Here is a 23,503-nt window from a genome sequence, read left to right as displayed (position 1 = left end):
AATCTCGACGAGATATATTGGGACTAAATAAGGATCAAGTATTTAAATGGTTGATGTTTTGAGGGATAATTGCGAGCCCGATCATCACACCATCAACTCGGAGACCTTTGTGTCAAAATCATCCATGTTCAAGAAAACTCTAACTGGCCTTTGCTTGACTTCGTCAGCGCTTGCGCACGCAAGTCAGTACGATATGACCAGTCATACGGAGTTTTCTTACACACCTGATTGCGTGTCAGGTTACTGCGAAACGACGACTCTGTACACCTTCGAGTCTCAAAATCGCGGTCTTATGTTTGAACAGAATAATGATGATTCATTAAATCTTGATGCAGGGCTTCAGCCTAAACATCTCATTATCCCTCAAGATAAAGACTGGGATTACCTCATGGGTCAAACCTACACCATTCTTGGCCTGAGTATCGCAACCGTTGGTATGATGACTTTCCTTCCAGAAAGTATCACTAAGTGGGACGAAGAAGACCGAGACATGAGTAAGCTGGGTCAAAAATGGAAAGATAATGTCTCTGACGGGCCTGTTTGGGATCGTGATGAACATGTCCTCAACTACATCATGCACCCTTATTTTGGCGGCGTTTACTACACAGCCGCACGCCATGCTGGCTATAACGAGTTTCAGTCATTCTTGTACTCCGCAACCATGTCAACGTTCTTTTGGGAGTACGGAGTAGAGGCATTTGCAGAAGTGCCATCTTGGCAGGATATTTTTATCACACCATTCTTTGGTGCTGTGGTTGGCGAAATGATGCTCACTGCTGAGCAAGATATTGTAGCAAACGGCGGCGAAGTCATGGGCTCTGAAACCGTCGGTGATGTATCACTCTTCTTCCTAAACCCTGTTGGGCATATCCATTATTGGGTAACCGATGCATGGGGCGGTAGTGCAGAATTACAATTTAATTCATCACCTTGGTTTGGTAATCAAGACGTCGCAAAATTCGCAATGGACGCAGGCGCCAACTACGACAGCCAATTTTACGGTGTCGAACTAAAAGTAACATTTTAGCCTTGACTTGAGTTGATACTCAGTAGAAAAGCAGCCTTATGATGGCTGCTTTTTTGTGCCCTAAACATCGTTTTAATTATTTGCTTCACGAATTAGTGTCAAAAATTGACTTTCATCAAACATAACCCTCTCCTAGCACCTACACTAAATAAAAGGATTTATTCCAATAACTTAAGTAGCACGTTTATTCGTACTGCGTCCAAACCTTATTCCAGGAGGGGACATTATGAACACCGTATTTATTGTTAACTTTGTCGGACAAGCGTCACCCGCAACTATCAAAGAACTCGCAGCAATTACTCATGAAAATGGCGGTAAATGGCTGATAAGCAAAGTAAACTTTATTGAAGATCAAGTTGCAGGTGTCATCAAAGTAGAGCTTCCAAGAGAAAATGCCGACATCGTTAAAGAGGCGTTCTCTTCATGTCAAACTCTTGTGGTTAGGTTCATTGACTCGGATCCTCACTCGCATCGTGAAGACACCATCTTTCAGCTTCGCTTAGATGCCAACGATAGAGCAGGTATTGTGAATGAAATTACTCACGTTCTCGATAATCAAGGCATTTCAATTCTAGATATGGATTGCCAACGCGTATTCATTGCAGGCGGCGGTGGGGTAAGCTCCAGCTTATTCAGCGCAAAAATGGCGATTAAATTGCCTAGCGAGCTAGAGATTGAGGACGTGGCTAATGAGTTAGAATCTCTGAGTGAAGACACTCGTGTAATTGTAGAAAGCTAACTGCATACCTTTAACGCTTCCCCAATAAAAAAGAGCAGCAATTCAGCTGCTCTTTGTCGTTCTAATACTCAATACGTTTTATTTCACTGACCACTGAGATAGTGAACGTTTGAAATCAGAGTAGTCAAACTCATTCAGTTTTTGAATGTCACCATTCGAGCGTTCACAGTAAACCGAAGGCATACGTAGACCGTTGAACCAGTTCAGTTTCACCATGGTGTAACCTGCACTATCTAGAATGTGCAGACGCTGTCCGATCTCGAGAGGCTGTTCGAAGTTCGCCACGCAAAACTGGTCACCAGCTAAACAAGAGCACGATCCAATCACGTATTCATGTTCACCGTTTTCAGATGCTTCAAGAATGGACGCTGGCTCGTTGTAGATAAGCGTATCCAAACGGTGAGCTTCTGTTGCTGAATCGACAATCGCCGTCTTCTTCACGTTCTCCACAATATCAACCACTGTTACAACAAGATCGGTTGTCTTAGTGATGATCGCTTCACCCGGCTCTAGATACATTTGTACGCCGTGTTTCTCTGAGAATGCTTTAAGCGCTAAACCCAACTTCTCGATGTCGTACCCCGGCCATGTGAAGAAAACGCCGCCACCCATGCTTACCCAGTCCAGCTTATCTAGGTACTCGCCAAACTGCTCTGAAATAGCATCGAGTAAGCCGATAAACGCATCCACGTCTTTGTTCTCACAGTTCATGTGGAACATTACGCCATCAATACCATCAAAAATTTCCGGTTTGATGTGATCAGCCTGAACACCAAGACGAGAGAATTGACGAGCTGGGTTTGCTAAGTCTTGCCCTGCGTAGCTCACACCTGGGTTTAGTCGCAAGCCAATCGATGCTTTACCTTCGACAATATGACGATAAGCCGCTAGCTGTGACTGAGAGTTAAAGATCATCTTGTCACAGATGTCCGCCACGTCGCGAACGTCATCTTCGCTGTAACCCACACTGTATGCGTGTGTCTCACCACCGAACGTTTCGTAGCCAAGCTTCACTTCAAACGGGCCAGAGCTGGTTGTTCCGTCTAGGTAAGGCTTGATGATGTCGAATACACCCCATGTTGAGAAGCACTTCAGTGCTAATACAAGCTTCACACCAGAGATGTCTTTTAGCTGTTTTGCTTTCTCTAGGTTCTCAATCAGCTTGTCTTCATTAATCATGAAGTATGGCGTTTTTAGTTCGTTTTGTTGCATTTTGATACCTTACGTCCCTTCGCCTTAGCAAAGGCACTATAAAATCGAACAAAGCCGACGCAAGTGCATCGGCTTAAACGTACAAATAAGAGTCGCTAGATTCTTACTTCAATTTATGGATAACAGGTTGTCCTGGCTCCAGTTCTTGAACATGCCAATCTAGACCAATCGATGGCATGGTTTCTAGGAATGGGTCTGGATCTAGCTGCTCCATGTTGAACACGCCTTTGTCTGCCCACTTACCACGGAAAAACTGCAAAGCCGCGGTGATCGCAGGTACGCCAGTGGTGTATGAGATAGCTTGGTGTTCAACATCTTCGTATGCAACTTCGTGATCTGCGTTGTTGTAGATGAACACACTGCGCTCTTTACCGTCTTTCTTACCTTGAACCCAAGTACCGATACACGTTAGGCCAGTGTAACCAGGAGCTAGTGATGTTGGATCTGGCAGCAACGCTTTAAGCACGTGCAAAGGTTGAACAACCGTGCCGTCGTGCAGTGTTAGTGGATCTGGGCTGAGTAGACCGATGTCACGCATTACATTGAAGTAATTTAGGTAACGATCACCAAAGCCCATCCAGAATTCGATACGTTTCGCCGGGATGAACTCTTGCATAGATCGAACTTCGTCGTGCGCCATTGAGTACACTTTATGTGAACCACAGTTCGGGAATTCAAACTCAAGCATACGTGAGTGACAAGGTACTTGTTTCCACTCGCCGTTTTCCCAGTAGAAGGAATCACCTTGAATCTCAAGCATGTTCGTTTCTGGATCAAAGTTAGTTGCGAACTTCTTGCCGTGGTCGCCTGCGTTGACATCCATTACGTCGATAGTATCGATTTCATCGAACAGATGCTTCACTGCGTATGCGGCAAACACCGATACTACGCCCGGATCGAAACCGGCACCAAGAATACCTGTGATACCCGCCTCTTCAAACTTCTCACGGTAGCCCCACTGCCAATCGTAAGCTTGAGGTACTTGTTGGCCTTCAGAACACAAATCAACCGCAACAGATGTATCAAGGTATGACACTTTAGCTTGGTAACATGCTTCCATAATAGACATGTTCACCCAAGGAGGACCCGCGTTGATCACTAAGTCAGGCTGCACTTCTTTAATTAAAGCAACTAAAGAATCTACGTCGTCCGCGTTTACCGCACGAGCTTCTAGTTTCTTAGTTGAATCTTTCAGATTGTTTTTCTTCTGAATCGATTCGATGATTTTCTCACACTTACCTACGGTACGTGATGCGATTGTGATATCACCCAGAACGTCGTTGTTTTGTGCTGCTTTATGTGCAACTACCCAGCCAACGCCGCCTGCACCAATCTGTAGAATTGCCATAGTTTTCCGTTACCTTTGTTAAACTAGCTCTGCCGCTAGCGTATTGATTTTTGAGAGCAAAGATTCAAAGTCCGCCGTCGTCAGACACGGGTTCAAAATCGTAAATTTCAATGCAGTTTTACCGTCGACAATGGTTTCACCCAATATCGCGATACCGCGTGTTAACGCTTCTAAGCGCAACGTTTTATTCAGTTCATCAAGATCCGCTGATTCATGTGTCGCGCGGAACAGAACCGTAGATAGCGATGGTTCAGCCAACAACTCAAAGTGTTTGTTATCTCGAATCATGTCCGCAACTTCAAGCGTCTGATCAAGCAAATGATCGTACATATCGCCTAGGGCTTTTGGCCCCACGCTTTGCATCGTCATAAACACTTTTAGCGCATCAAAACGCTTAGTTGTAGCAATAGACTTATCCACCAAGTTCGGTAGTTCGTCGTGCTCGCGGTTCAAATAGTCTGCATGATGAAGCAGGAACTTAAAGTTAGACTTGTCATTCACCAACAGCGCACCACAACTGATGGTTTGGTAAAACAACTTGTGGAAGTCTACGCTGATGGAGTGTGCACGCTCACAACCTTTCAGACGGGCTTTTTGGCTACTTAGAATCAGAGCTCCCCCGTATGCACCGTCGACGTGCATCCACATGTCATGTTTCGCTGCCATATCGGCGATAAAGTCTAGGTCATCAATAGCGCCGTGATCCGTAGTACCCGCTGTGCCGACAATTGCAAATGGGATCAAACCTTCTGCTTTTGCCTGATTTAGAACTTCGTCTAACTTAGTGACATCCATAGTTCCATCGGCATTAGCATCGACGGTCATGACCGCTTTTTCACCCAATCCCATCCAAGACGCTGATTTTTGAACCGTGAAGTGGGATTTTTTCGAACACACTATACGCAGCTTGTCTGCGTATTCAGGAAGGCCAAGCTTTTGAATTGAGTGTGCACTGAGTTTGTCAGCAATCCAATCACGCGCAAGCATCAAACCCATTTGATTACTTTGCGTGCCGCCGCTCGTGAAGATACCGTCCGCTTTTCCACCTAACTCGTATTTATCGCATAGCCAGTTCACAACTTTCTGTTCAACATAAGTCGCTGATGAAGCTTGATCCCATGAGTCCATTGATTGGTTCAAAGCCGCAATCATTGCCTCTGCGGCAATAGCAGGCATCAACGGTGGAGTATGAAGGTGAGCGATACAATCTGGATGTTGAGTAAAAATCGCGTTTTTCGCGACCAACTCGGCTGCATCATCAATAACCGTTTTGAGAGGCGCATTTTTATTGTCAAGATCAACAGCATGGATCGCTGCTTCCAATGCTTTTGGATCCATACCTGAGTATGGTGCAGCAACCTGTTCAAACACTGATTTCATTGCTGTCGTAGTGTGATTCATCACCGAAGCAAACTCATTGCTGCCCAACTCTCCAGTGTGGATGAAATGCTTCTTCCATTCATCTTGTGGCTGAGTTTCGATGTGACTACCGCCGGCGGCTAAAATCGCGTCTTCAAATACACGTAAAGCAAAGTCGATTTGCTCAAACGAGATGATAAGAGGAGGAAGGAAGCGAATTACTGCGCCTTCACGTCCGCCTTTCTCAACGATCAAGCCACGCTCAAGTGCTGCGCGTTGAATGGAAAGAGTGAGTTCACTATCCGCTTGAGGTTCGCCAAATTTATTGAGCTCACCGTTTGGATTTTTAATCTCCACACCAAGCATCAAGCCTTTGCCACGTACTTCTGCGATACAGTTCACGCGCTTTTGAATGCTTTCAAGACCATAGCGCAAATACTGGCCCGCAATATTGGCGTGCTCAACCAGATTGTCACGCTGGATGATTTCTAATGCTTTCGCACCAGAGACCATGGCTAACTGATTGCCACGAAACGTACCTGTGTGTTCGCCCGGCTTCCAAGTATCATGCTGCTTGTTGATAACCAATAGCGACATTGGTAAGCCACCGCCAATAGCTTTTGATAAACACAGGATATCTGGAACAATTCCCGACTCTTCAAATGCGAAATTGTAGCCAGTTTTACCAACACCACACTGGATCTCATCGAAGATTAGTAAGATACCGTGTTCATCACAAATACGACGTAACTCTCGCAGCCAGAATGCTGGCGCAGGAACAACACCACCCTCACCTTGCACTGGCTCAACGATGATCGCAGCAGGCTTCATAATGCCCGATTCATCATCGTTTAAAAGACGATCGATATAGCGAATACTTGCTTTCGCACCTTCATCACCGCCAAGCCCAAATGGACAACGCAGATTGTATGGGAAAGGCATAAAGTGCACGTCTGACATTAAACCAGTTCGACGCGCTTTCGTACCTAGGTTGCCCATCATTCCCATTGTGCCGTTAGTCATACCATGATATGCGCCACGAAAAGCAAACATGGTGTTGCGACCAGTAGTCTGCTTCGCGAGCTTGATCGCGGCTTCAACTGCATCGGCTCCAGACGGACCACAAAATTGGATAACGCTGTTCTCACTTAACTCTTGAGGAAGAAAAGATTTAACAGATTGAATAAACGTCGTTTTTGCTGATGTTGCAATATCTAGCGTCTGATATGGCAGACCCGAATCTAATTGCTCTTTCAGAGCTTGGTTTATTTCAGGATGGTTATACCCCAAAGCTAGCGTGCCCGCCCCCGCAAGGCAGTCTAAAAAGATCTGTCCACGTGTATCTTCAACCAAGCAACCAAAAGCTTGTTTGATTGCGATTGGCAAGCGACGTGGATAAGAACGCACTTCAGATTCATGCTCAGCCTGATCAATCAATACTTGATCTGGCGTTAAGTCATACGTTCCCTCAACGATAGGAACCTGAGACGAAAAAATGTTTGCGATATTGCTATCGACTTCAAAGGCAGTGCTCATACTACATAATCCCTTGAATTATAATAATTCTATATCCTGTATTAATAATCATTGGAATGAAGTTACAGGAGGTGTGTATACCCCTCCGCATTTGTCAGTGCAAAATGACAAATACAGATCATCTGCCACGATATTCGTGACTTTATATGTAAAAGGGATTAATCAAGGTTCTGTAATGCACCCGTTTTGTAAAACAGGACATTTCGGCAGTATGAAGCTGATTAGTGTGTGTTTATTCAAAGGTTTCAATGTTGGGTTTCCCATTAATATGCCGCTTTTACAGCATTAGTATCCCGTCTATCGACAAAAGGCTTTGCCGATACCTACCCTACGCAGTGTCACAATCAGCTTGAATGGTCACTACGCGTATCCCCCAGAGATCAAACGTTGTTAATTACGCTCCGAGATTGCGCGCGAATTTATCACAAAATAAAATCTTCTGGCAACGATTTTTCATATTAGTAACAGTGACGCAAATCACAACAAAGTTCCCCCTAGTGATATTTGTACATTCATACTCATCTACAACGCTTTTCTTCTTTTCTCAAATACCTGTTATTTAAACAAATATCCTTACAATATCAGCGCCATGAACCAAAACGGTTTATGAACATACCCATCTTTAATCGTAGAACATTATTTTCAGTATCCAAGGCATTTAACAGAGCTAGTATTTACGTTACTGCTCAGCCTAAATCGATGAGTCTTTATTCACAGAACTTTGATTGACTAAACTTAAACTAGTCGGATAGGTATGGCCATGAAGTGACGTTGCTATGGCTAAAATTAACAAGGAGTTAAGTTAGTAAGCTGAAGGAGCTCAGTGCTTAAAGAAATACATCGCGAAGAAGAAATTTAAGATTTTAAGAAATACAAAAAAGGCCCAGCATTTTGATGCTGGGCCTTAAACCTGGAGCGACACACGAGGTTCGAACTCGTGACCTCAACCTTGGCAAGGTTGCGCTCTACCAACTGAGCTAGTGTCGCATTTAATATGAGATGGTGCCCCGGGCCGGACTTGAACCGGCACAACGCGAACGTCGAGGGATTTTAAATCCCTTGTGTCTACCAATTCCACCACCAGGGCACACAAATATTCTTTGTGATGCCTTTACAGAAAAGTAAAACACCATCTGATACCGCTAACGCCATATCAATAAAATTTGGAGCGACACACGAGGTTCGAACTCGTGACCTCAACCTTGGCAAGGTTGCGCTCTACCAACTGAGCTAGTGTCGCATTTATTCTCGAAAGCTATTCACTCTCAAAAGAATAATGGAGGCGCCTCCCGGAGTCGAACCGAGGTCCACGGATTTGCAATCCGCTGCATAGCCACTCTGCCAAGGCGCCTCATCTGTGAATAAAGCTAAGCTTTTTTCACCACCCTACTGAGCTGTGCTCTCTTGGGTACGGGATGCATTCTACGGATTCGAGCGATCGAGTCAATACTATTTTTATTTTTTTAAATCGTTTGACTAGAATTTGTGCGAAAGACTGTAGATTGCTTAGTTTTAATACTAAAAATCGCTTAAATACACTTGTTTATCATAAAACTTTGGCTACGCCTTACACTGATGGCCGTGCGTTACGTGTATTGAAGCGTTAATAATCAGGAGGCTCGCTTCTCTGAGACTCTCCAAGGGCGAAAACAAGACTTAGATCACATATGGAACTCTATCGAAGCAAAAGCCCCAGATACAAATTTCAAGCATGACCTTTAGCAAGCATTGAAAAACGTGAGAAGCAAAGAAATGCTGTAGATTATCTTAGATACAAAAAAGCAGGCTATTAAGCCTGCTTTCTAATATCAGAATTTAATGATGCTCTTCATTCAACAGATCGTCTTTCGCAGCTGCTAAATATTGAATCATTGACCAGTACGTCAAGAAAGTTGCCACATACAAGGCTGCAAAGCCTAGCCAAACCATCCATTCATCGTAACGCCATATCAACACCCATAAGGCGAACATTTGCGAAACAGTTTTTACTTTGCCAACCCAAGATACCGCAACACTCGCTCGCTTACCGATTTCAGCCATCCATTCTCGCAATGCTGAGATAATGATTTCTCGCGCAATCATCGTTACCGCAGGAATGGTCACCCAAATTGAATGATAATGTTCCGTGATTAAAATCAATGCCGTTGCCACTAGCACTTTATCAGCGACAGGATCAATAAACGCGCCAAAACGAGAAGTTTGGCCAAGTTTACGGGCCAACATGCCGTCAAGCCAGTCAGTAAAACCCGCTACCCAAAACACCATTGCTGCTGCAAACGGTGCCCATGAATAAGGTAGATAAAAGACAACCACAAAAACAGGGATTAGGAACAGTCTAAGAAGAGACAGAATGTTCGGGATATTCAAACGCATTTTATTATTCTCTTACACATTGCGGCTTAATGTTGCGCGATTTTCCTTATTGTTTCAATGCTTGGAAAATAATTTCTGCTAAAGAGTGACTTATTCCCGGTACTTTGGCGATTTCTTCGACACTTGCACGTTTAAGTTCTTGTAACCCACCCATGTACTTGAGTAACGCCTGACGTCGTTTAGGGCCAATTCCCTCAATCCCTTCAAGTGCACTAGTACGTCTGGTTTTACCTCGCTTAGCACGATGCCCCGCTATAGCATGGTTATGGCTTTCATCACGAATATGTTGAATAAGGTGCAACGCAGAAGCATCGCTTGGTAAATGAAACTCGTCCCCATCGACTGTAATCAGCGTTTCTAAACCTGGTTTGCGAGTAACGCCTTTTGCAATACCAATCATGATAGGACGCTTTGGCCAATCCCCCCAGTACTGCGAAATGATGTCATGCGCACGATTTAACTGACCTTTACCACCATCGATAAAGATGATGTCGGGAATTTTCTCTACGTCCAATTGCTTCGAATAACGGCGCTCCAACGCTTGTCCCATTGCAGCGTAATCGTCACCACCGGTAATGCCAGTGATGTTATAGCGACGATACTCCTGCTTAACGGGGCCTTCATTGTTGAACACCACACACGATGCAATCGTACTTTCCCCCATGGTATGGGAGATATCAAAACACTCCATTCGAGCAATAGACTCCAACTTCAATGTTTCGCGAAGCGCATGAAAACGCTGATTAATCGTCATCTTGTGATTGATTTTGGTGGTAATCGCCGTTAGTGCATTCGTGTTCGAAAGCTTGAGATACCTTGCTCGAGAGCCAGTTGGCGAGGTATGGAAATGAACCTTACGACCTGCCACTTCACTTAACGCTTTCTGTATTGGCGCAATATCTTCTGCCAACTCTTGATTCAAAATAATACGAGAAGGAATCGTGCGCGCTTCGTTATGGCTCAAATAGTATTGAGTCAGAAAACTATCGAACACTTCCTGCTGGCTTGTATTTTGTGGGATTTTCGGAAAATGGCTACGGCTACCAAGCACTTTACCTTGGCGTATCATCAGGATATGAATACACGCAATACCATTCTCCTGAGCAAACCCTAGTACATCCATATCATCCATGCTGTCTTCTGAGACGTACTGCTGCTCTTGAACACGTCTAATCGCTTGGATTTGATCGCGAAATTTAGCGGCATCTTCAAAGCGCAATTGCTGACTGGCAACTTCCATTTTCTCGATCAGTTGTTTGAGTACTTGCTGGTCTTTGCCTTGCAAAAACATGCGCACAAAGCCAACCAACTCTGCGTATTCTTCATCAGAAATGATGGTATCAACGCATGGCCCTGCACAACGGCCAATTTGGTACATCAAACATGGGCGCGTTCGGTTGGAATAGACAGTGTCTTCACACTGGCGCACAGGAAATATCTTTTGCAGCAAATGCAATGTTTCTCTTACTGCACCAGAATCTGGGTAGGGGCCAAAATATTCACCTTTGCGCTTCTTGGCGCCACGGTGGATAGAAAGCCGTGGGTGTTTATGGCCGCTAATAAAGATATAAGGGTAAGACTTATCATCTCGCAGCAACACATTGTATTTCGGTAAATACTGCTTGATGTAGTTATGTTCTAAGATCAGCGCTTCTGTCTCAGTGTGAGTCACCGTGACGTCTATTTTGGCGATATTACTGACAAGCGCGCGAGTTTTCTCACTGTCTACTTTTTTTCGAAAGTAGCTTGAAAGGCGCTTTTTTAGGTCTTTGGCTTTACCTACATAGATGACAACAGCTTCGGCGTTGTACATTCTGTAAACGCCGGGCTGATGAGTTACTGTCTTGAGAAAGGAAGCCGAATCGAAGGGAGGATTCACGCTAAAGGGTCTCGGTGTCCAGCATTCCGTGGCGAATCGCTAAGTGAGTTAACTCAACGTCACCATTAATGTCCAATTTACTAAAGAGTCGGTAGCGATAGCTGTTGACTGTCTTTGGACTTAAATTAAGTTGCTCAGAAATATCCGTTACCTTTTGGCCTTTGGTGATCATAAGCATGATCTGCAATTCACGTTCGGATAAGTCTTTAAAAGGGTTCTCAGAGGCTGGAGAAAATTGACTCAATGCCATCTGCTGCGCAATCTCTGGTGAGATGTAACGCTGCCCACTATTAACTACACGAATCGCATTCACCATTTCATCAGGGCCAGCACCTTTGGTTAAATAACCAGACGCACCTGCCTGCATCACCTTGGTTGGAAACGGGTTTTCTGTATGAACGGTAAGTACGATGATTTTCACATCAGGATTCACGCGAAGAATTTTTTTAGTGGCTTCCAAGCCACCAATTCCTGGCATGTTCATGTCCATTAAAACGACGTCAGCATGATTACTGCGACACCATTTTACTGCATCTTCACCGCTGTCAGCTTCTCCTGCTACGTTCATTCCACGGACGTCTTCAATAATACGTCGTATCCCTGTGCGAACCAGCTCGTGATCATCTACAAGGAAAACATTTATCAAACTTGTATCTCCACACTTTGTATTGGTTCTGCACCCACATAACCATTATTTGTTAAATGTGGATATCAGTATGACTGCCTATATACTAACGTAATCGACAAAAAATTGCTTTCTATGAATATGTGCTGAAACGCAAACTTTAGCAAGAACTTATTCATAAACCACTCTATTATTTTAGAGCGTGATGAGCAGAACCGAAATCTAAGAAAAGACAATTAACAACATTAAGTACAATAAATCAAGTAACTAGGTTTCATATTGCCCAGAGAAACACGCTATAACTTAAAATGACACTGTCCCTCTTGCACCAGAGGCTAACTTGTAATCACTAATTCCAGCAAAAATTTGAACCGTTTTCTTTACTGGTTATTTTTACAGTTCTTAATGTTAAACTAGCGTTCTTCAAGTTTTCTAAGGTTTCTCACATTTGAATATCCAACAAGGCTTTCTGCTTACTCGACAGGCACGAGACATCAAAGGTCAAACTCAAATCGAGCTGTGGCTTTCGACAGAAGCAGGTCCTACTCAGTTAATTATTAATGGTGAGAAGCCAGTATTTTTCATCGCTCAGAAACACTCAGAGCAAGCAAAAACACTCGCGCGAGAAAAAAACATACCCGTCGACATCCGCCTTTTGGATCTCAAAACGTTTGAACATACGCCTCTTGCTGCCTGCTATACCAATGTAACCAGAGACGCTCTCACACTTAAAGACACATTCGCTCAAAAAGATATCACCACTTACGAAAGTGATATTCGCCTCGCCGATCGCTACCTCATGGAGCGTTTTATTAAAGGCAGTATTGAGTTTACAGGCAATGTGACTCGTACCAATGGCTACCAACGCGTCCAGAACGCAAAATGCCGTACGGGGCAATATGAGCCGAAGTTAAACGTTGTCTCGTTAGATCTAGAATGCTCTGAGAAAGGCATTCTTTACTCCATCGGATTAGACAGCGTCATGGATTCCCGCGTTATCATGATCGGAGAACCAGAACCTTCGGATACACCGATACAATGGGTCCAGGATGAAAAGGCGCTTCTAGAAGCACTCATCGATTGGTTTAAAAAATTCGACCCCGATGTCATTGTCGGTTGGAATGTCATTGATTTTGACTTTCGTCTGTTACACAAACGAGCAGAATGGCACAACATGAAACTCATGCTTGGCAGAGCAGACCAAGCCAGTTTTTTCAAAAGCTCATCTCAAAGCCAACAAGGGTTTATTTCCATTCCCGGGCGAGTTGTAATGGACGGTATCGATACGTTAAAAACGGCGACTTATCACTTTCGGTCTTGGTCATTAGAGTCTGTATCTCAAGAACTCTTGGGGGAAGGTAAAGAAATCCACAACGTTCATGACCGTATGGATGAGATCAATCGTATGTACCGCTCCGACAAACCATCGCTGGCTAAATATAACTTACAAGACTGCGTGTTGGTGAACAAGATTTTCAATCACACTCACCTGCTCGACTTTGCAATTGAACGCTCTCGCCTCACTGGTGTAGAACTGGATCGTGTCGGTGGCTCGGTAGCGGCATTCACTAATTTATACATGCCGCAAATACACCGCGCAGGCTATGTTGCCCCGAACCTACACCCAGAAAATTGGATTGCGAGCCCCGGCGGTTACGTGATGGACTCCATCCCTAACCTATATGATTCCGTTTTAGTGTTGGACTTTAAGAGTCTATACCCATCGATTATTCGCTCTTTCTTGATTGATCCTATGGGTTTGGTTGAGGGGTTATTACTCGATATTGGTAAAGAAGATGAGCAGGCAGTACCTGGCTTTCGCGGTGGTCAGTTCCATCGTACGAAACACTTTTTACCAGAAATGATTGAAAAGCTATGGGCAGCACGTGATGTTGCAAAGAAGAACAATGAAAAAGCTTTTTCTCAGGCAATCAAAATCATCATGAACTCCTTTTATGGCGTACTGGGCTCATCGGGATGTCGTTTCTTTGATACTCGGTTAGCTTCTAGTATTACCATGCGCGGACATGAAATCATGAAGCAAACTAAGGTGCTGATTGAGGAGCAAGGATATCAAGTGATTTACGGCGATACGGATTCCACATTCGTGTCGTTGAATCGACCATACAGTCAAGTAGAAGCTGACGCTGTTGGAAATCAATTAGTTGATTACATCAACTCTTGGTGGCAAGAACACCTGCGTTCTGAGTACAACCTAACATCTATGTTGGAAATCGAGTATGAAACCCATTATCGCAGATTCCTTATGCCAACGATTCGTGGCGCAGAAACTGGCTCGAAAAAGCGCTATGCGGGTTTAATCGGTGAAGGAAAGCAAGAACGGATTGTATTTAAAGGGTTAGAAAGTGCCCGTACTGACTGGACCTCGTTAGCACAGAAATTTCAAAATACACTCTATAGCATGATTTTCCATGGTGAAGATCCAAGCGACTATGTCCGAGAGATGGTTGAGAAAACTAACAACGGTGAATTTGATGAACAGTTGGTGTATCAAAAGCGACTGCGCAGAAAACTGCATGAGTATCAGAAGAACGTCCCGCCACAAGTGCGTGCAGCTCGTTTAGCGGATGAGATAAATGCCAAGCTTGGACGCCCATTACAGTATCAAAACAAAGGACGAATTGAATACATTATAACCGTGAACGGTCCTGAACCTTATGAGTACCTCAATAGCCCGATTGATTATCAACATTACATTGATAAACAACTCAAACCCGTTGCAGATGCGATTCTCCCTTTCATTGGGACGGATTTTGACAGGCTTTCAGCGCCTCAAATGGGGTTGTTTTAACCGATACGAAACTCTGTTTTCTGGTACTGTTTGACTAACCAATCACCAAACGCATCAATTAGCCCGATAACAGAACGCTTGGGAATACCCCGGCCAGAAAGTAAAATTTCTAGCCGCTCGATCTCAAGCTGCTTTTCAGGATGATAAGTTAAGAATACCTTGCCACATTGTATAGGGTCATCAAACCAACGTTTATCTCGATACATCACCAAAGAGTATGACGCTCTTAGTAACTTTTTAGCAATCACGCGCTGGGCGGCCACCTGCTCTTCTATCGTCTTCGCTTGTACGATTTTTTTGCGATACACCGTAATCCAATCTTCCACATCCATATTCCAGTGCTTAGCAATTTCCCAACTTGGGACGTAATCACCAAAACAGTCTGCTAGATCATCACCATAAACACAGACACAGCAATGCTTAAGCATAAAGCCCCAAGTGAAAATACTATCTAAATTAGCTACTTCGCTCACTAAGGCTGTACGGACCGATACACCATTAACTTGAGGGTAACTCTGCTGCGCACGCCACTTAATTGTGTTGAGCAAAGTCGCGCGATTGTGCTCAAAGGATGATTGAGTAACGACAACCAGGTCTAAGTTCGACCTCCCAGCGACCGCTGTTTTGCGAGCGACGCTACCATACACATAAACGCTGTGTAAGTTTTGCCCCAGTCCACCTTTGAGACAAGCGGTGACTTCTCTAATTAAAGGCGCAAACTCTGGTTGAAATGGTTGTTTAGGATCGATAACAGGCAGAGACATGACTTAAAACGTGATCTCAGATGGTTCAAGAAGTTGGACTATATGTTCTCTTAGCCGACTCACTGAATCAAGTCCATTCAGGTGTTTACTCATGGGAGTAACAACAAATTTCTGCAATGAATTTTAATGCTAGGTGGCTAACTTAGCGCTATAATCACCGAGTTTTGCTTAATAAGTATGAATAGGAATATACAATGCCAAAGGCAAGTGAAATCAAAAAAGGCTTCGCAATCGAGTCTAATGGTAAAACTCTTCTAGTTAAAGACATCGAAGTAACGACTCCTGGCGGTCGTGGCGGCGCTAAAATCTACAAAATGCGTTGTACAGATCTAAACACGGGCGCACGTGTAGATGAGCGTTACAAGTCTGATGACGTTGTTGAAACGGTAGAAATGAACAAACGTGCAGTTGTGTACTCATACGCTGACGGCGATGAGCACATCTTCATGGATAACGAAGACTACTCACAATACACATTCAAGCACAATGAAGTTGAAGACGACATGCTGTTCATCAACGAAGATACACAAGGTATCCACATTATCCTTGTTAACGGTGCTGCTGTGGGTATTGAACTACCATCTTCTGTTGAGCTAGTGATTGAAGAAACTGACCCTTCAATCAAAGGTGCTTCTGCATCTGCTCGTACTAAACCAGCACGCTTCGCTTCAGGTCTTGTCATCCAGGTTCCTGAGTACATTGCAACTGGTGACCGTGTTATCATTAACACAGCTGAACGTAAATACATGAGCCGAGCATAAGCATGTCTGATTTGATTTCTTACGACGACGTCATCGACGCAGCGTACGACATTTTCCTTGAGATGGCTCCAGATAACCTAGAGCCTGCTGACGTGATTCTGTTTACTGCGCAATTTGAAGATCGTGGTGCCGCAGAACTTGTTGAAACTGGTGATGACTGGGTTGAACATGTTGGCTTCGAGATCGACAAAGAAGTATATGCAGAGGTTCGTATCGGCCTAGTAAATGAGGAAAATGACGTTCTTGATGACGTATTTGCTCGTATGCTAATCAGCCGAGACCCAGAACATAAGTTCTGCCATATGCTTTGGAAACGCGATTAACGTTTCTTCATCATGAACAAAAAATACCAGCCTAGTGCTGGTATTTTTTTATCTACTGTTTTTGTTTAGCTGCGATATTTGTTTATCCAAAGTACCCTGCTCTATATCGGCTTTAGAGCCTTTCGTTATGTAACAGATAAGAAAAAGGCTTGCCGAATTGGCAAGCCTTTCTGATGTTTTGCTATCGATTAACGATGCTTGCTACGTGCGCCTTGGTCACCAGCAGTCTTCTTTGGCTTACGACGAGAAGGGTTGTTACTGCGACCTTTTGGCGTGTTAACACGCTCTTCATGGCGCTTAACTGCGCGACGAATTTTTTGGCTGCGTGCACGCTCACGTTTGCGTGACGTGTTGTCTTTGTTCAGATCAAGCATGGTTTCTTTCTCTGGACGAAGCTCTACAAGCTCACGCAAGTAGTTTACTTCTTTCAGGTCAAGCTCCATCCAACCGCCACGAGGCAGTTTCTTGTCTAAGAAAATGTCGCCGTAACGAACACGTTTCAGACGACTAACGGTACACTCTTGCGATTCCCATAGTCGACGAACTTCGCGGTTACGACCTTCGTTGATAACAACGTAAAACGTGTGGTTCATGCCTTCACCACCCGCGTAAACAACATCTTCGAAGCGAGCTAAACCGTCTTCCAGTTCAACACCTTTTACTAGATTACGAACTTTCTGTTCAGTTACTTCACCGAACACACGTACTAGGTATTCACGTTCAACTTGGCGGCTTGGGTGCATTAAGCGGTTCGCCAGTTCACCATCCGTTGTGAAAAGCAGAAGACCAGAAGTGTTCGCATCCAGACGACCAACTGAAATCCAACGAGAGCCACGAATTTTTGGCAGACGATCAAAAACAGTACGACGACCTTCTGGATCGTGACGAGTACACAGTTCACCCTCGGGTTTGTAGTACGCAAGTACACGACAAATCACTTCTTCTTGAATCTTTGCAGAGACAATGTGACCATCGATACGAACTACGCTGCTCTCGTCTTCAAGTCTTTCACCAAGCTTAGCGACTACACCGTTCACGCTAACGCGACCAGATTTAATTAACGATTCAATCTCACGACGAGAACCGTGACCAGCACGTGCTAATACTTTTTGTAACTTTTCGCTCATTTATCTACCTATGTGTCGTCTTCACAGACGTCTAGACCAGAATTGATCTGTATTTTGCTAATTACCCATTTCAGTGGGATTTTTCGGTCCGACATTATACGTAACTTTCTCAGTTAATGTAAGCTAAATCGGCGCCATTCTCCACACCCAAAATTCACTTTAAAACGTCGAAAATATTTACTCTATTCTGCAACTTTTTTCCTACTTAATACTGATATTGCCTAGCGAGAATCCCACTAATATCGGTCTTCCCGAGCCACTTTAACCGTGCAGTACCTGATAAAATTGTCAGGGTTACAACGATAACCACTTGGGGTGTGTTTACTGTTCGTGTTGCTTTAAAAGCAACGAAGAATAAACAGTCCCAGTTTGCTGCTAAGTAATACCAATCATCGTGGATAAATGAGCACTCATAGCAAGAAAGAAGCATCGGTAAGTCACTATTTACTATTAAAAATGACGCTAACGTTATCGTGTATTTTAACTAGCTAGATTGGCTCTGCATTTTCGGCGATTGGCATAAATCAGACAAAAAGGAATAGAACAATGTCTATGCTAAATCTAGACCTAAATTGGATTTTTGGGACATCTCAAGATGACGATATGACCGGTACAAAAGGGTCTGAAACAACCGATATTTTCTTCGGCTTCTGTGGTGATGATAAGTTCGTAGGATACGGAGGCAATGATGTTGTCTTCGGGGGCTGGGGAGACGATACCTTGCTCGGTGGCCGAGGAAACGACTTTGTTTCTGGCGGCTTTGGCAACGACTTCCTATCGGGCGGATTAGGAAATGACAAGCTCTTTGGTGGCTGTGGCGATGATACAATTTTTGATTACTCAGGTAACAACTACTTGAGTGGGGGTTGGGGTAACGACACGCTCGTCGTTGGCGATGGTGAATCAGTACTGAGCGGCGGCTGTGGAGACGACACTTTTGTGCTTACAAACCGCCTGGCTATTGGCGTACCCGATCAACCTGTATCTTCCAACGATATTGATATTAAAGCCGATATTGTCGATTTTAATATTTTTCATGACAAACTTGTCTTCGATATGGGCAGAGACACCGACAATGATGGCATTCGCGATACGTTCTTAGATTCAGCGGATGATCTGACTTTATCTTATAATGAGTGTGGCTGGGCAGTATTCTCTAGTGATGAATACAATGTTGAAGTGACACTAAACGGCGTGAGCTCTGCATACATCAACTATGCTGAACAAAATGGTATCGACATTTTCGATTTCGCTTAATCTCAATCAGCGAAGTTCGCTGAGATACTCAATAATAAGAAACTAAAATAGGAGGCGCGATGCCTCCTATTTTGTTTGACGGTGGTGTACGTCTATTAGTCGAATTATTCGAATGGTGCCGGGTCACCTGATCCCAAACGCACCACAACAGGTTCACCTTCGCTAAAGTCAATGACGGTCGTAGGTTGTTCACCTAAGTAACCGCCATTAAGAATCACATCAACCGCATGTTCTAGTTTATCGCGAATATCTTCCGGATCAGACTCTGTTACGTCACTGCCAGGTAGAATCAACGACGTAGACATCATCGGTTCACCTAATGCTTCCAACAAGTCCAAGGCAATTTGATTGTCTGGAACACGGATACCGATGGTCTTACGTTTCGCGTTCATCAAACGACGCGGCACTTCTTTCGTGCCTTTGAAGATGAAGGTGTAAGGACCTGGTGTGTTGTTTTTCAGTAGTCGGAATGCAGAGTTATCTACTCGCGCATATAGAGAAAGCTCCGACAAATCACGACACAATAAAGTAAAGTTATGCTTATCATCGAGACGACGGATCTGACAGATTCGTTCCAGTGCCTGTTTGTTCTCCAACTGACAGCCAAGTGCGTACCCTGAATCGGTAGGGTACACCACAACGCCGCCGTTACGAATGATTGCTACTGCTTGATTAATCAAGCGAGCCTGTGGGTTTTCTGGGTGAACGTAAAAAAACTGGCTCATTGTAATTCCTCATTATCGAGCCTCTCGGCTCTATATTCTTATGTGGAGCTTGAATGCCGCCTTGTTGTGTTTTATCAAGTGACTTCAAGATTCAACGTGTTGTTCAGTTCCAACGACAAGGAAAGCCACATTAATACCCAATATACACTTTCCAGTTATTTGATGCTGAAACCCACGCTTTGAGGTTACTTTGATATATCCAACGAAGGATCAATACCCCAATCTTTCCAAACTGGTTCGACGCCTGCGGGCAACCAAAGGTTCCTTCCTAGCTCCATCCAAGGGGATGGGTAGTGAAAATCACTGCCTTGAGACGCTAATAGTTTGTATTGTATAGCATAATCAGCCAAGTTGCGCCTTTCTTGTTGCGCTTGCTGCGGCTGTGCAACTTCCATCGCATCGCCGTTTGCTTCTACAAACGCTGCTAGAAGACGCTTAATCCACTTCGCTGTCAACTTATATCTTCCAGGATGCGCCAATACCGCCATCCCACCAGCCGCATGGATAGCATCAACCGCATCTTTCATAGAACACCAATTCGGTGGTACATAACCTGGGTTATTACGCGTTAGGTATTTTTTAAACACCATTTGCATGGTTTTTGCGTAACCATTATCCACCAGCCATTTCGCGAAGTGCGCTCTCGTAACAGGCGCATCACCGGCGATCTGCCTTACCTCTTCGAGCACGCCTTCCCGAGTTGCTTTTTGTAGTCGCTCTGCAATCAACTCTGACCTTGTTATGCGGTGCTGCTTCTGCTGCTCGATGAGGGCGGATAATTGTTCATTTTCCGGATCGATATTCAAACCGACAATATGAATGTCTTTGTTTTGCCAGACAGTCGATATCTCAATGCCGTTGATGATTTTGATCGGCAAATTATTGTCTTGAACGTATTGCTTGGCTAACGCCAAGCCGTCAACCGTATCGTGATCAGTGATCGCCAAAACCTCGATATCAAAACTCAGCGCCCTTTCCACTAAATCTTTAGGCTCTAACCGACCGTCCGATGCAGTGGTGTGACTATGTAAATCAATTCTCATATTTTTATCGTTTTAATGCTGTTTTGGGGTTGACTTTTTACTCTCGCACTAGTTAACTAGTACACAAATACAAAGTACGTAATTTAAGGTTCACCATGTTACAAGAATTTAACCAAAACCAAAAAGCGAAAGTTGCGGTTTGTCTTAATAAGGCAAACTCATCAGATCTTGCTTGGTGGCGCACTTGGACTAGTTCTTGGTGGGCGAACGTATACTTCTAGTTTATAGAACCAAACGTTGTAAAGCCCGCTACTTAAGCGGGCTTTTTTGTTTTGTTGCTCATTTCACATTCAACTGCCTAAACATTAATCGAATATGGCTAACTCTAGATTGGGAGAACGTTTGCTTTATGCGACTATGTACGGTAGGAAGATTTAGACAGCTACAAGGAGGTCTTGTGAATAAGGCCATAGAAATCAAGAAACTTGGATGCCTAGAAGTATTAAAGACTTCGGTTCCTTACACTCAAGACCCAACACGTTTGTTCCATACCATTTGTGAGAACAAAAGAGATAGCTTGCTTCTCGAATCCGCTGAAATTGATTCGAAACAGAATCTAAAATCACTTTTAATCGTAGATTCAGCGGTGCGCATCGTTTGTTACGGCCACACTGTAAACATGCAGGCGTTAACCAACAACGGTAAAAACCTACTGTCTCACCTAAACCAGAACATCCGTGGTGACGTTGAAAGTAAGTTCGATGGCGAAACGCTGACTTTGGAGTTTAGCCAGCCATGCGACACGTTAGATGAAGACTCTCGACTACGTGAAGCTTCTTCTTTTGACGCGCTACGTTTAGTGCAACACAGCTTCGATGTTTCACAGCAAGACAAACACGCGATTTTCCTTGGCGGTCTGTTTGCCTACGACTTAGTCGCAAACTTCGAGCCGCTTGGTAATGCAGAAGCAACCAATCAATGTCCAGATTACGTTTTCTACGTAGCGGAAACATTGCTTGTTGTCGACCATCAAACGGAATCTTGCCAGCTTCAAGCTACATTGTTTGTGGATGATTCAGAAAAACTAGCGCTAGAGACTCGCATCGCAGAAATCAGCGCTCAATGTGCGGCGCCAAAGTTACTTCCAAATGCAGAGCAAATCGCCGACGTAACGGTAGAACCTAGCGTATCTGATTCAGACTTCTGTCAAATCGTTCGCGACTTAAAAGAGTTCGTAGTGAAAGGCGATGTGTTCCAAGTCGTACCATCTCGCCGATTCACTCTACCTTGCCCTTCTCCACTCGCTGCTTACAAAGAACTGAAACAAAGTAACCCAAGCCCTTACATGTTCTACATGCAAGATGAGCTGTTCACTTTGTTTGGCGCATCACCAGAAAGCGCGCTTAAGTATGAAACCGACACCAACCAAATTGAAATCTACCCAATTGCAGGCACACGTCGCCGTGGCAAGCACCCTAACGGCGAGATTGATTTCGACCTAGATAGCCGCATCGAACTTGAACTGCGCACCGACATGAAAGAAAACGCAGAACACATGATGTTGGTTGACTTGGCACGTAACGACGTCGCTCGTATTGCTCAAGCTGGCACTCGCCACGTAGCAGACCTTCTAAAAGTCGACCGCTACAGCCACGTTATGCACTTGGTATCTCGTGTGGTTGGTCAACTGCGTGAAGACCTAGACGCGCTGCACGCATACCAAGCATGTATGAACATGGGCACGCTCACTGGTGCACCAAAGATTCGTGCAATGCAGTTGATTCGCGATGTAGAAGGCGCACGACGCGGCAGCTACGGCGGTGCTGTGGGTTACCTTACCGGCGAAGGTACACTCGACACATGTATCGTAATTCGCTCAGCTTACGTTGAGAACGGCATTGCTCAAGTTCAAGCTGGTGCAGGCGTTGTGTTCGACTCTGATCCACAAGCGGAAGCAGACGAAACGCGCGGTAAAGCGCAAGCGGTAATCTCTGCTATCCAAGCAGCGCATTCTCAACCTACGAACAAGGAGTAGCAGACATGGCGAACATCGTATTCATCGATAACTTTGACTCGTTCACCTACAACCTTGTGGATCAGTTCCGCTCGCTAGGTCACTCAGTCAAGATTTACCGAAACAGCATCCCAGCAGAAACCATCGAACAAGCGGTAAACGAGCTTGAAAACCCAGTGGTTCTGCTATCGCCCGGCCCTGGTGCTCCTTCAGAAGCAGGCTCAATGCCAGAACTTATCCTACGCATGAAAGGCAAAGTTCCGATGATCGGTATTTGTCTTGGTCACCAAGCGATTGTTGAAGCATACGGCGGCACCGTCGCTGGCGCGGGTGAAATCATTCACGGTAAGGTGTCTATGATGGAGCACCAAAACCATGCGATTTACCAAAACCTACCATCACCACTTGCGATTGCACGTTACCACTCGCTGGTTGCGACCAAAGTTCCTGAGAGTCTAACCATCACGGCAGAAGTGGATGACTTGGTGATGTCTGCTGTACATGAAGAAGATAAAGTTTGCGGGTTCCAGTTCCACCCGGAATCTATTATGACGACCTACGGAGCAACACTGTTGGCCAATGCCATTGAATGGGCACTTGAAGAACAAACTTCAGTGAACCCACTCACTGCTTAAAAAG

General features: G+C 44.5%; 19 protein-coding genes, 4 tRNA genes and 1 other annotated feature. Of the genes, 9 read left to right on the top strand and 14 right to left on the bottom strand.

Going from position 1 to position 23,503, the window contains the following annotated elements:
- Positions 1-124: 124 nt before the first annotated feature.
- Entirely contained in the window at positions 125-1,027 is a 903-nt protein-coding gene (locus VEA_RS07850; protein ID WP_041853032.1) for a DUF3943 domain-containing protein, read from the top strand.
- Between the two features lie 226 nt (positions 1,028-1,253).
- Positions 1,254-1,766 (top strand): glycine cleavage system transcriptional repressor, encoded by a 513-nt coding sequence (locus VEA_RS07845; protein WP_012841629.1) that lies wholly within the window; start codon positions 1,254-1,256, stop codon positions 1,764-1,766.
- 78 nt (positions 1,767-1,844) lie between these two features.
- On the opposite strand, the gene nspC is transcribed toward VEA_RS07845, so the two are convergent.
- The 10 genes from nspC to uvrY all read right to left on the bottom strand — a co-directional run bounded on the left by nspC (position 1,845) and on the right by uvrY (position 12,119).
- Positions 1,845-2,978, bottom strand: coding sequence for a carboxynorspermidine decarboxylase (gene nspC, locus VEA_RS07840; RefSeq protein WP_005394797.1), 1,134 nt, complete (start codon positions 2,976-2,978; stop codon positions 1,845-1,847).
- Between the two features lie 103 nt (positions 2,979-3,081).
- Positions 3,082-4,326: a carboxynorspermidine synthase gene (locus VEA_RS07835; protein WP_012841628.1), complete on the bottom strand. Its 1,245-nt coding sequence runs from the start codon at positions 4,324-4,326 to the stop codon at positions 3,082-3,084.
- 18 nt (positions 4,327-4,344) lie between these two features.
- Complete coding sequence (locus VEA_RS07830; protein ID WP_012841627.1) at positions 4,345-7,221, bottom strand: pyridoxal phosphate-dependent class III aminotransferase; 2,877 nt, start codon at positions 7,219-7,221, stop codon at positions 4,345-4,347.
- Between the two features lie 911 nt (positions 7,222-8,132).
- Positions 8,133-8,208 (bottom strand) — tRNA-Gly (locus VEA_RS07825).
- Positions 8,209-8,221: 13 nt separating this feature from the next.
- A tRNA-Leu gene (locus tag VEA_RS07820) sits at positions 8,222-8,308 on the bottom strand.
- A gap of 77 nt (positions 8,309-8,385) precedes the next feature.
- Positions 8,386-8,461 (bottom strand) — tRNA-Gly (locus tag VEA_RS07815).
- A 37-nt stretch (positions 8,462-8,498) separates the two neighbouring features.
- Positions 8,499-8,572 (bottom strand) — tRNA-Cys (locus VEA_RS07810).
- Positions 8,573-9,036: 464 nt separating this feature from the next.
- Entirely contained in the window at positions 9,037-9,594 is a 558-nt protein-coding gene (pgsA, locus tag VEA_RS07805; RefSeq protein ID WP_005394805.1) for a CDP-diacylglycerol--glycerol-3-phosphate 3-phosphatidyltransferase, read from the bottom strand.
- 46 nt (positions 9,595-9,640) lie between these two features.
- Positions 9,641-11,473, bottom strand: coding sequence for an excinuclease ABC subunit UvrC (uvrC, locus tag VEA_RS07800; protein ID WP_081441203.1), 1,833 nt, complete (start codon positions 11,471-11,473; stop codon positions 9,641-9,643).
- A 1-nt stretch (position 11,474) separates the two neighbouring features.
- Positions 11,475-12,119 carry a UvrY/SirA/GacA family response regulator transcription factor gene (uvrY, locus tag VEA_RS07795; protein ID WP_005386783.1) on the bottom strand — a complete coding sequence of 215 codons (645 nt, stop codon included), beginning with the start codon at positions 12,117-12,119 and terminating at the stop codon, positions 11,475-11,477.
- A gap of 427 nt (positions 12,120-12,546) precedes the next feature.
- On the opposite strand from uvrY, the gene VEA_RS07790 reads away from it, so the two are divergent.
- Complete coding sequence (locus tag VEA_RS07790; protein WP_012841625.1) at positions 12,547-14,910, top strand: DNA polymerase II; 2,364 nt, start codon at positions 12,547-12,549, stop codon at positions 14,908-14,910.
- On the opposite strand, the gene VEA_RS07785 is transcribed toward VEA_RS07790, so the two are convergent.
- Complete coding sequence (locus tag VEA_RS07785; protein WP_012841624.1) at positions 14,907-15,674, bottom strand: nucleotidyltransferase family protein; 768 nt, start codon at positions 15,672-15,674, stop codon at positions 14,907-14,909. The two genes, VEA_RS07790 and VEA_RS07785, sit on opposite strands and share 4 nt — an antisense overlap.
- A gap of 194 nt (positions 15,675-15,868) precedes the next feature.
- Here VEA_RS07785 and efpL point away from each other — a divergent pair, with 194 nt between their 5' ends.
- Entirely contained in the window at positions 15,869-16,435 is a 567-nt protein-coding gene (gene efpL / locus VEA_RS07780; protein ID WP_005376801.1) for an elongation factor P-like protein EfpL, read from the top strand.
- A 2-nt stretch (positions 16,436-16,437) separates the two neighbouring features.
- Positions 16,438-16,758, top strand: a complete 321-nt coding sequence (locus tag VEA_RS07775) for an HI1450 family dsDNA-mimic protein (protein ID WP_005376800.1) — start codon at positions 16,438-16,440, stop codon at positions 16,756-16,758.
- Between the two features lie 188 nt (positions 16,759-16,946).
- Here the strand turns inward: VEA_RS07775 and rluB are convergent, their stop codons facing one another.
- Positions 16,947-17,885, bottom strand: coding sequence for a 23S rRNA pseudouridine(2605) synthase RluB (rluB, locus tag VEA_RS07770; protein WP_006743307.1), 939 nt, complete (start codon positions 17,883-17,885; stop codon positions 16,947-16,949).
- Positions 17,886-18,431: 546 nt separating this feature from the next.
- On the opposite strand from rluB, the gene VEA_RS07765 reads away from it, so the two are divergent.
- A complete protein-coding gene (locus VEA_RS07765; RefSeq protein ID WP_005394815.1) occupies positions 18,432-19,142 on the top strand; it encodes a calcium-binding protein in 711 nt (236 codons plus the stop codon).
- Between the two features lie 104 nt (positions 19,143-19,246).
- Here the strand turns inward: VEA_RS07765 and VEA_RS07760 are convergent, their stop codons facing one another.
- Both VEA_RS07760 and rnm read right to left on the bottom strand, forming a co-directional pair.
- Complete coding sequence (locus tag VEA_RS07760; protein WP_005376791.1) at positions 19,247-19,867, bottom strand: L-threonylcarbamoyladenylate synthase; 621 nt, start codon at positions 19,865-19,867, stop codon at positions 19,247-19,249.
- Positions 19,868-20,052: 185 nt separating this feature from the next.
- The gene (gene rnm, locus VEA_RS07755) at positions 20,053-20,910 is read right to left on the bottom strand and encodes an RNase RNM (RefSeq protein ID WP_006743306.1); all 858 of its coding nucleotides are present in this window, start codon (positions 20,908-20,910) and stop codon (positions 20,053-20,055) included.
- A 95-nt stretch (positions 20,911-21,005) separates the two neighbouring features.
- Between rnm and trpL2 the strand changes: the two genes are divergently transcribed.
- The 3 genes from trpL2 to VEA_RS07740 all read left to right on the top strand — a co-directional run bounded on the left by trpL2 (position 21,006) and on the right by VEA_RS07740 (position 23,499).
- The gene (trpL2, locus tag VEA_RS07750) at positions 21,006-21,131 is read left to right on the top strand and encodes a tryptophan operon leader peptide (RefSeq protein WP_005376787.1); all 126 of its coding nucleotides are present in this window, start codon (positions 21,006-21,008) and stop codon (positions 21,129-21,131) included.
- Positions 21,078-21,181: a sequence feature (Trp leader region), on the top strand. It overlaps the preceding gene by 54 nt.
- A 126-nt stretch (positions 21,182-21,307) precedes the next feature.
- Positions 21,308-22,885: an anthranilate synthase component 1 gene (locus VEA_RS07745; RefSeq protein WP_012841622.1), complete on the top strand. Its 1,578-nt coding sequence runs from the start codon at positions 21,308-21,310 to the stop codon at positions 22,883-22,885.
- 5 nt (positions 22,886-22,890) lie between these two features.
- Complete coding sequence (locus tag VEA_RS07740; protein ID WP_006743304.1) at positions 22,891-23,499, top strand: aminodeoxychorismate/anthranilate synthase component II; 609 nt, start codon at positions 22,891-22,893, stop codon at positions 23,497-23,499.
- The last annotated feature ends 4 nt before the right edge of the window (positions 23,500-23,503 follow it).

Origin of the sequence: Vibrio antiquarius (genome assembly GCF_000024825.1) — a bacterium.
GTDB lineage: Bacteria > Pseudomonadota > Gammaproteobacteria > Enterobacterales > Vibrionaceae > Vibrio > Vibrio diabolicus.
Note: the sequence above shows the minus strand (reverse complement) of the source record. Positions and strands in the feature narration are given on the sequence as shown.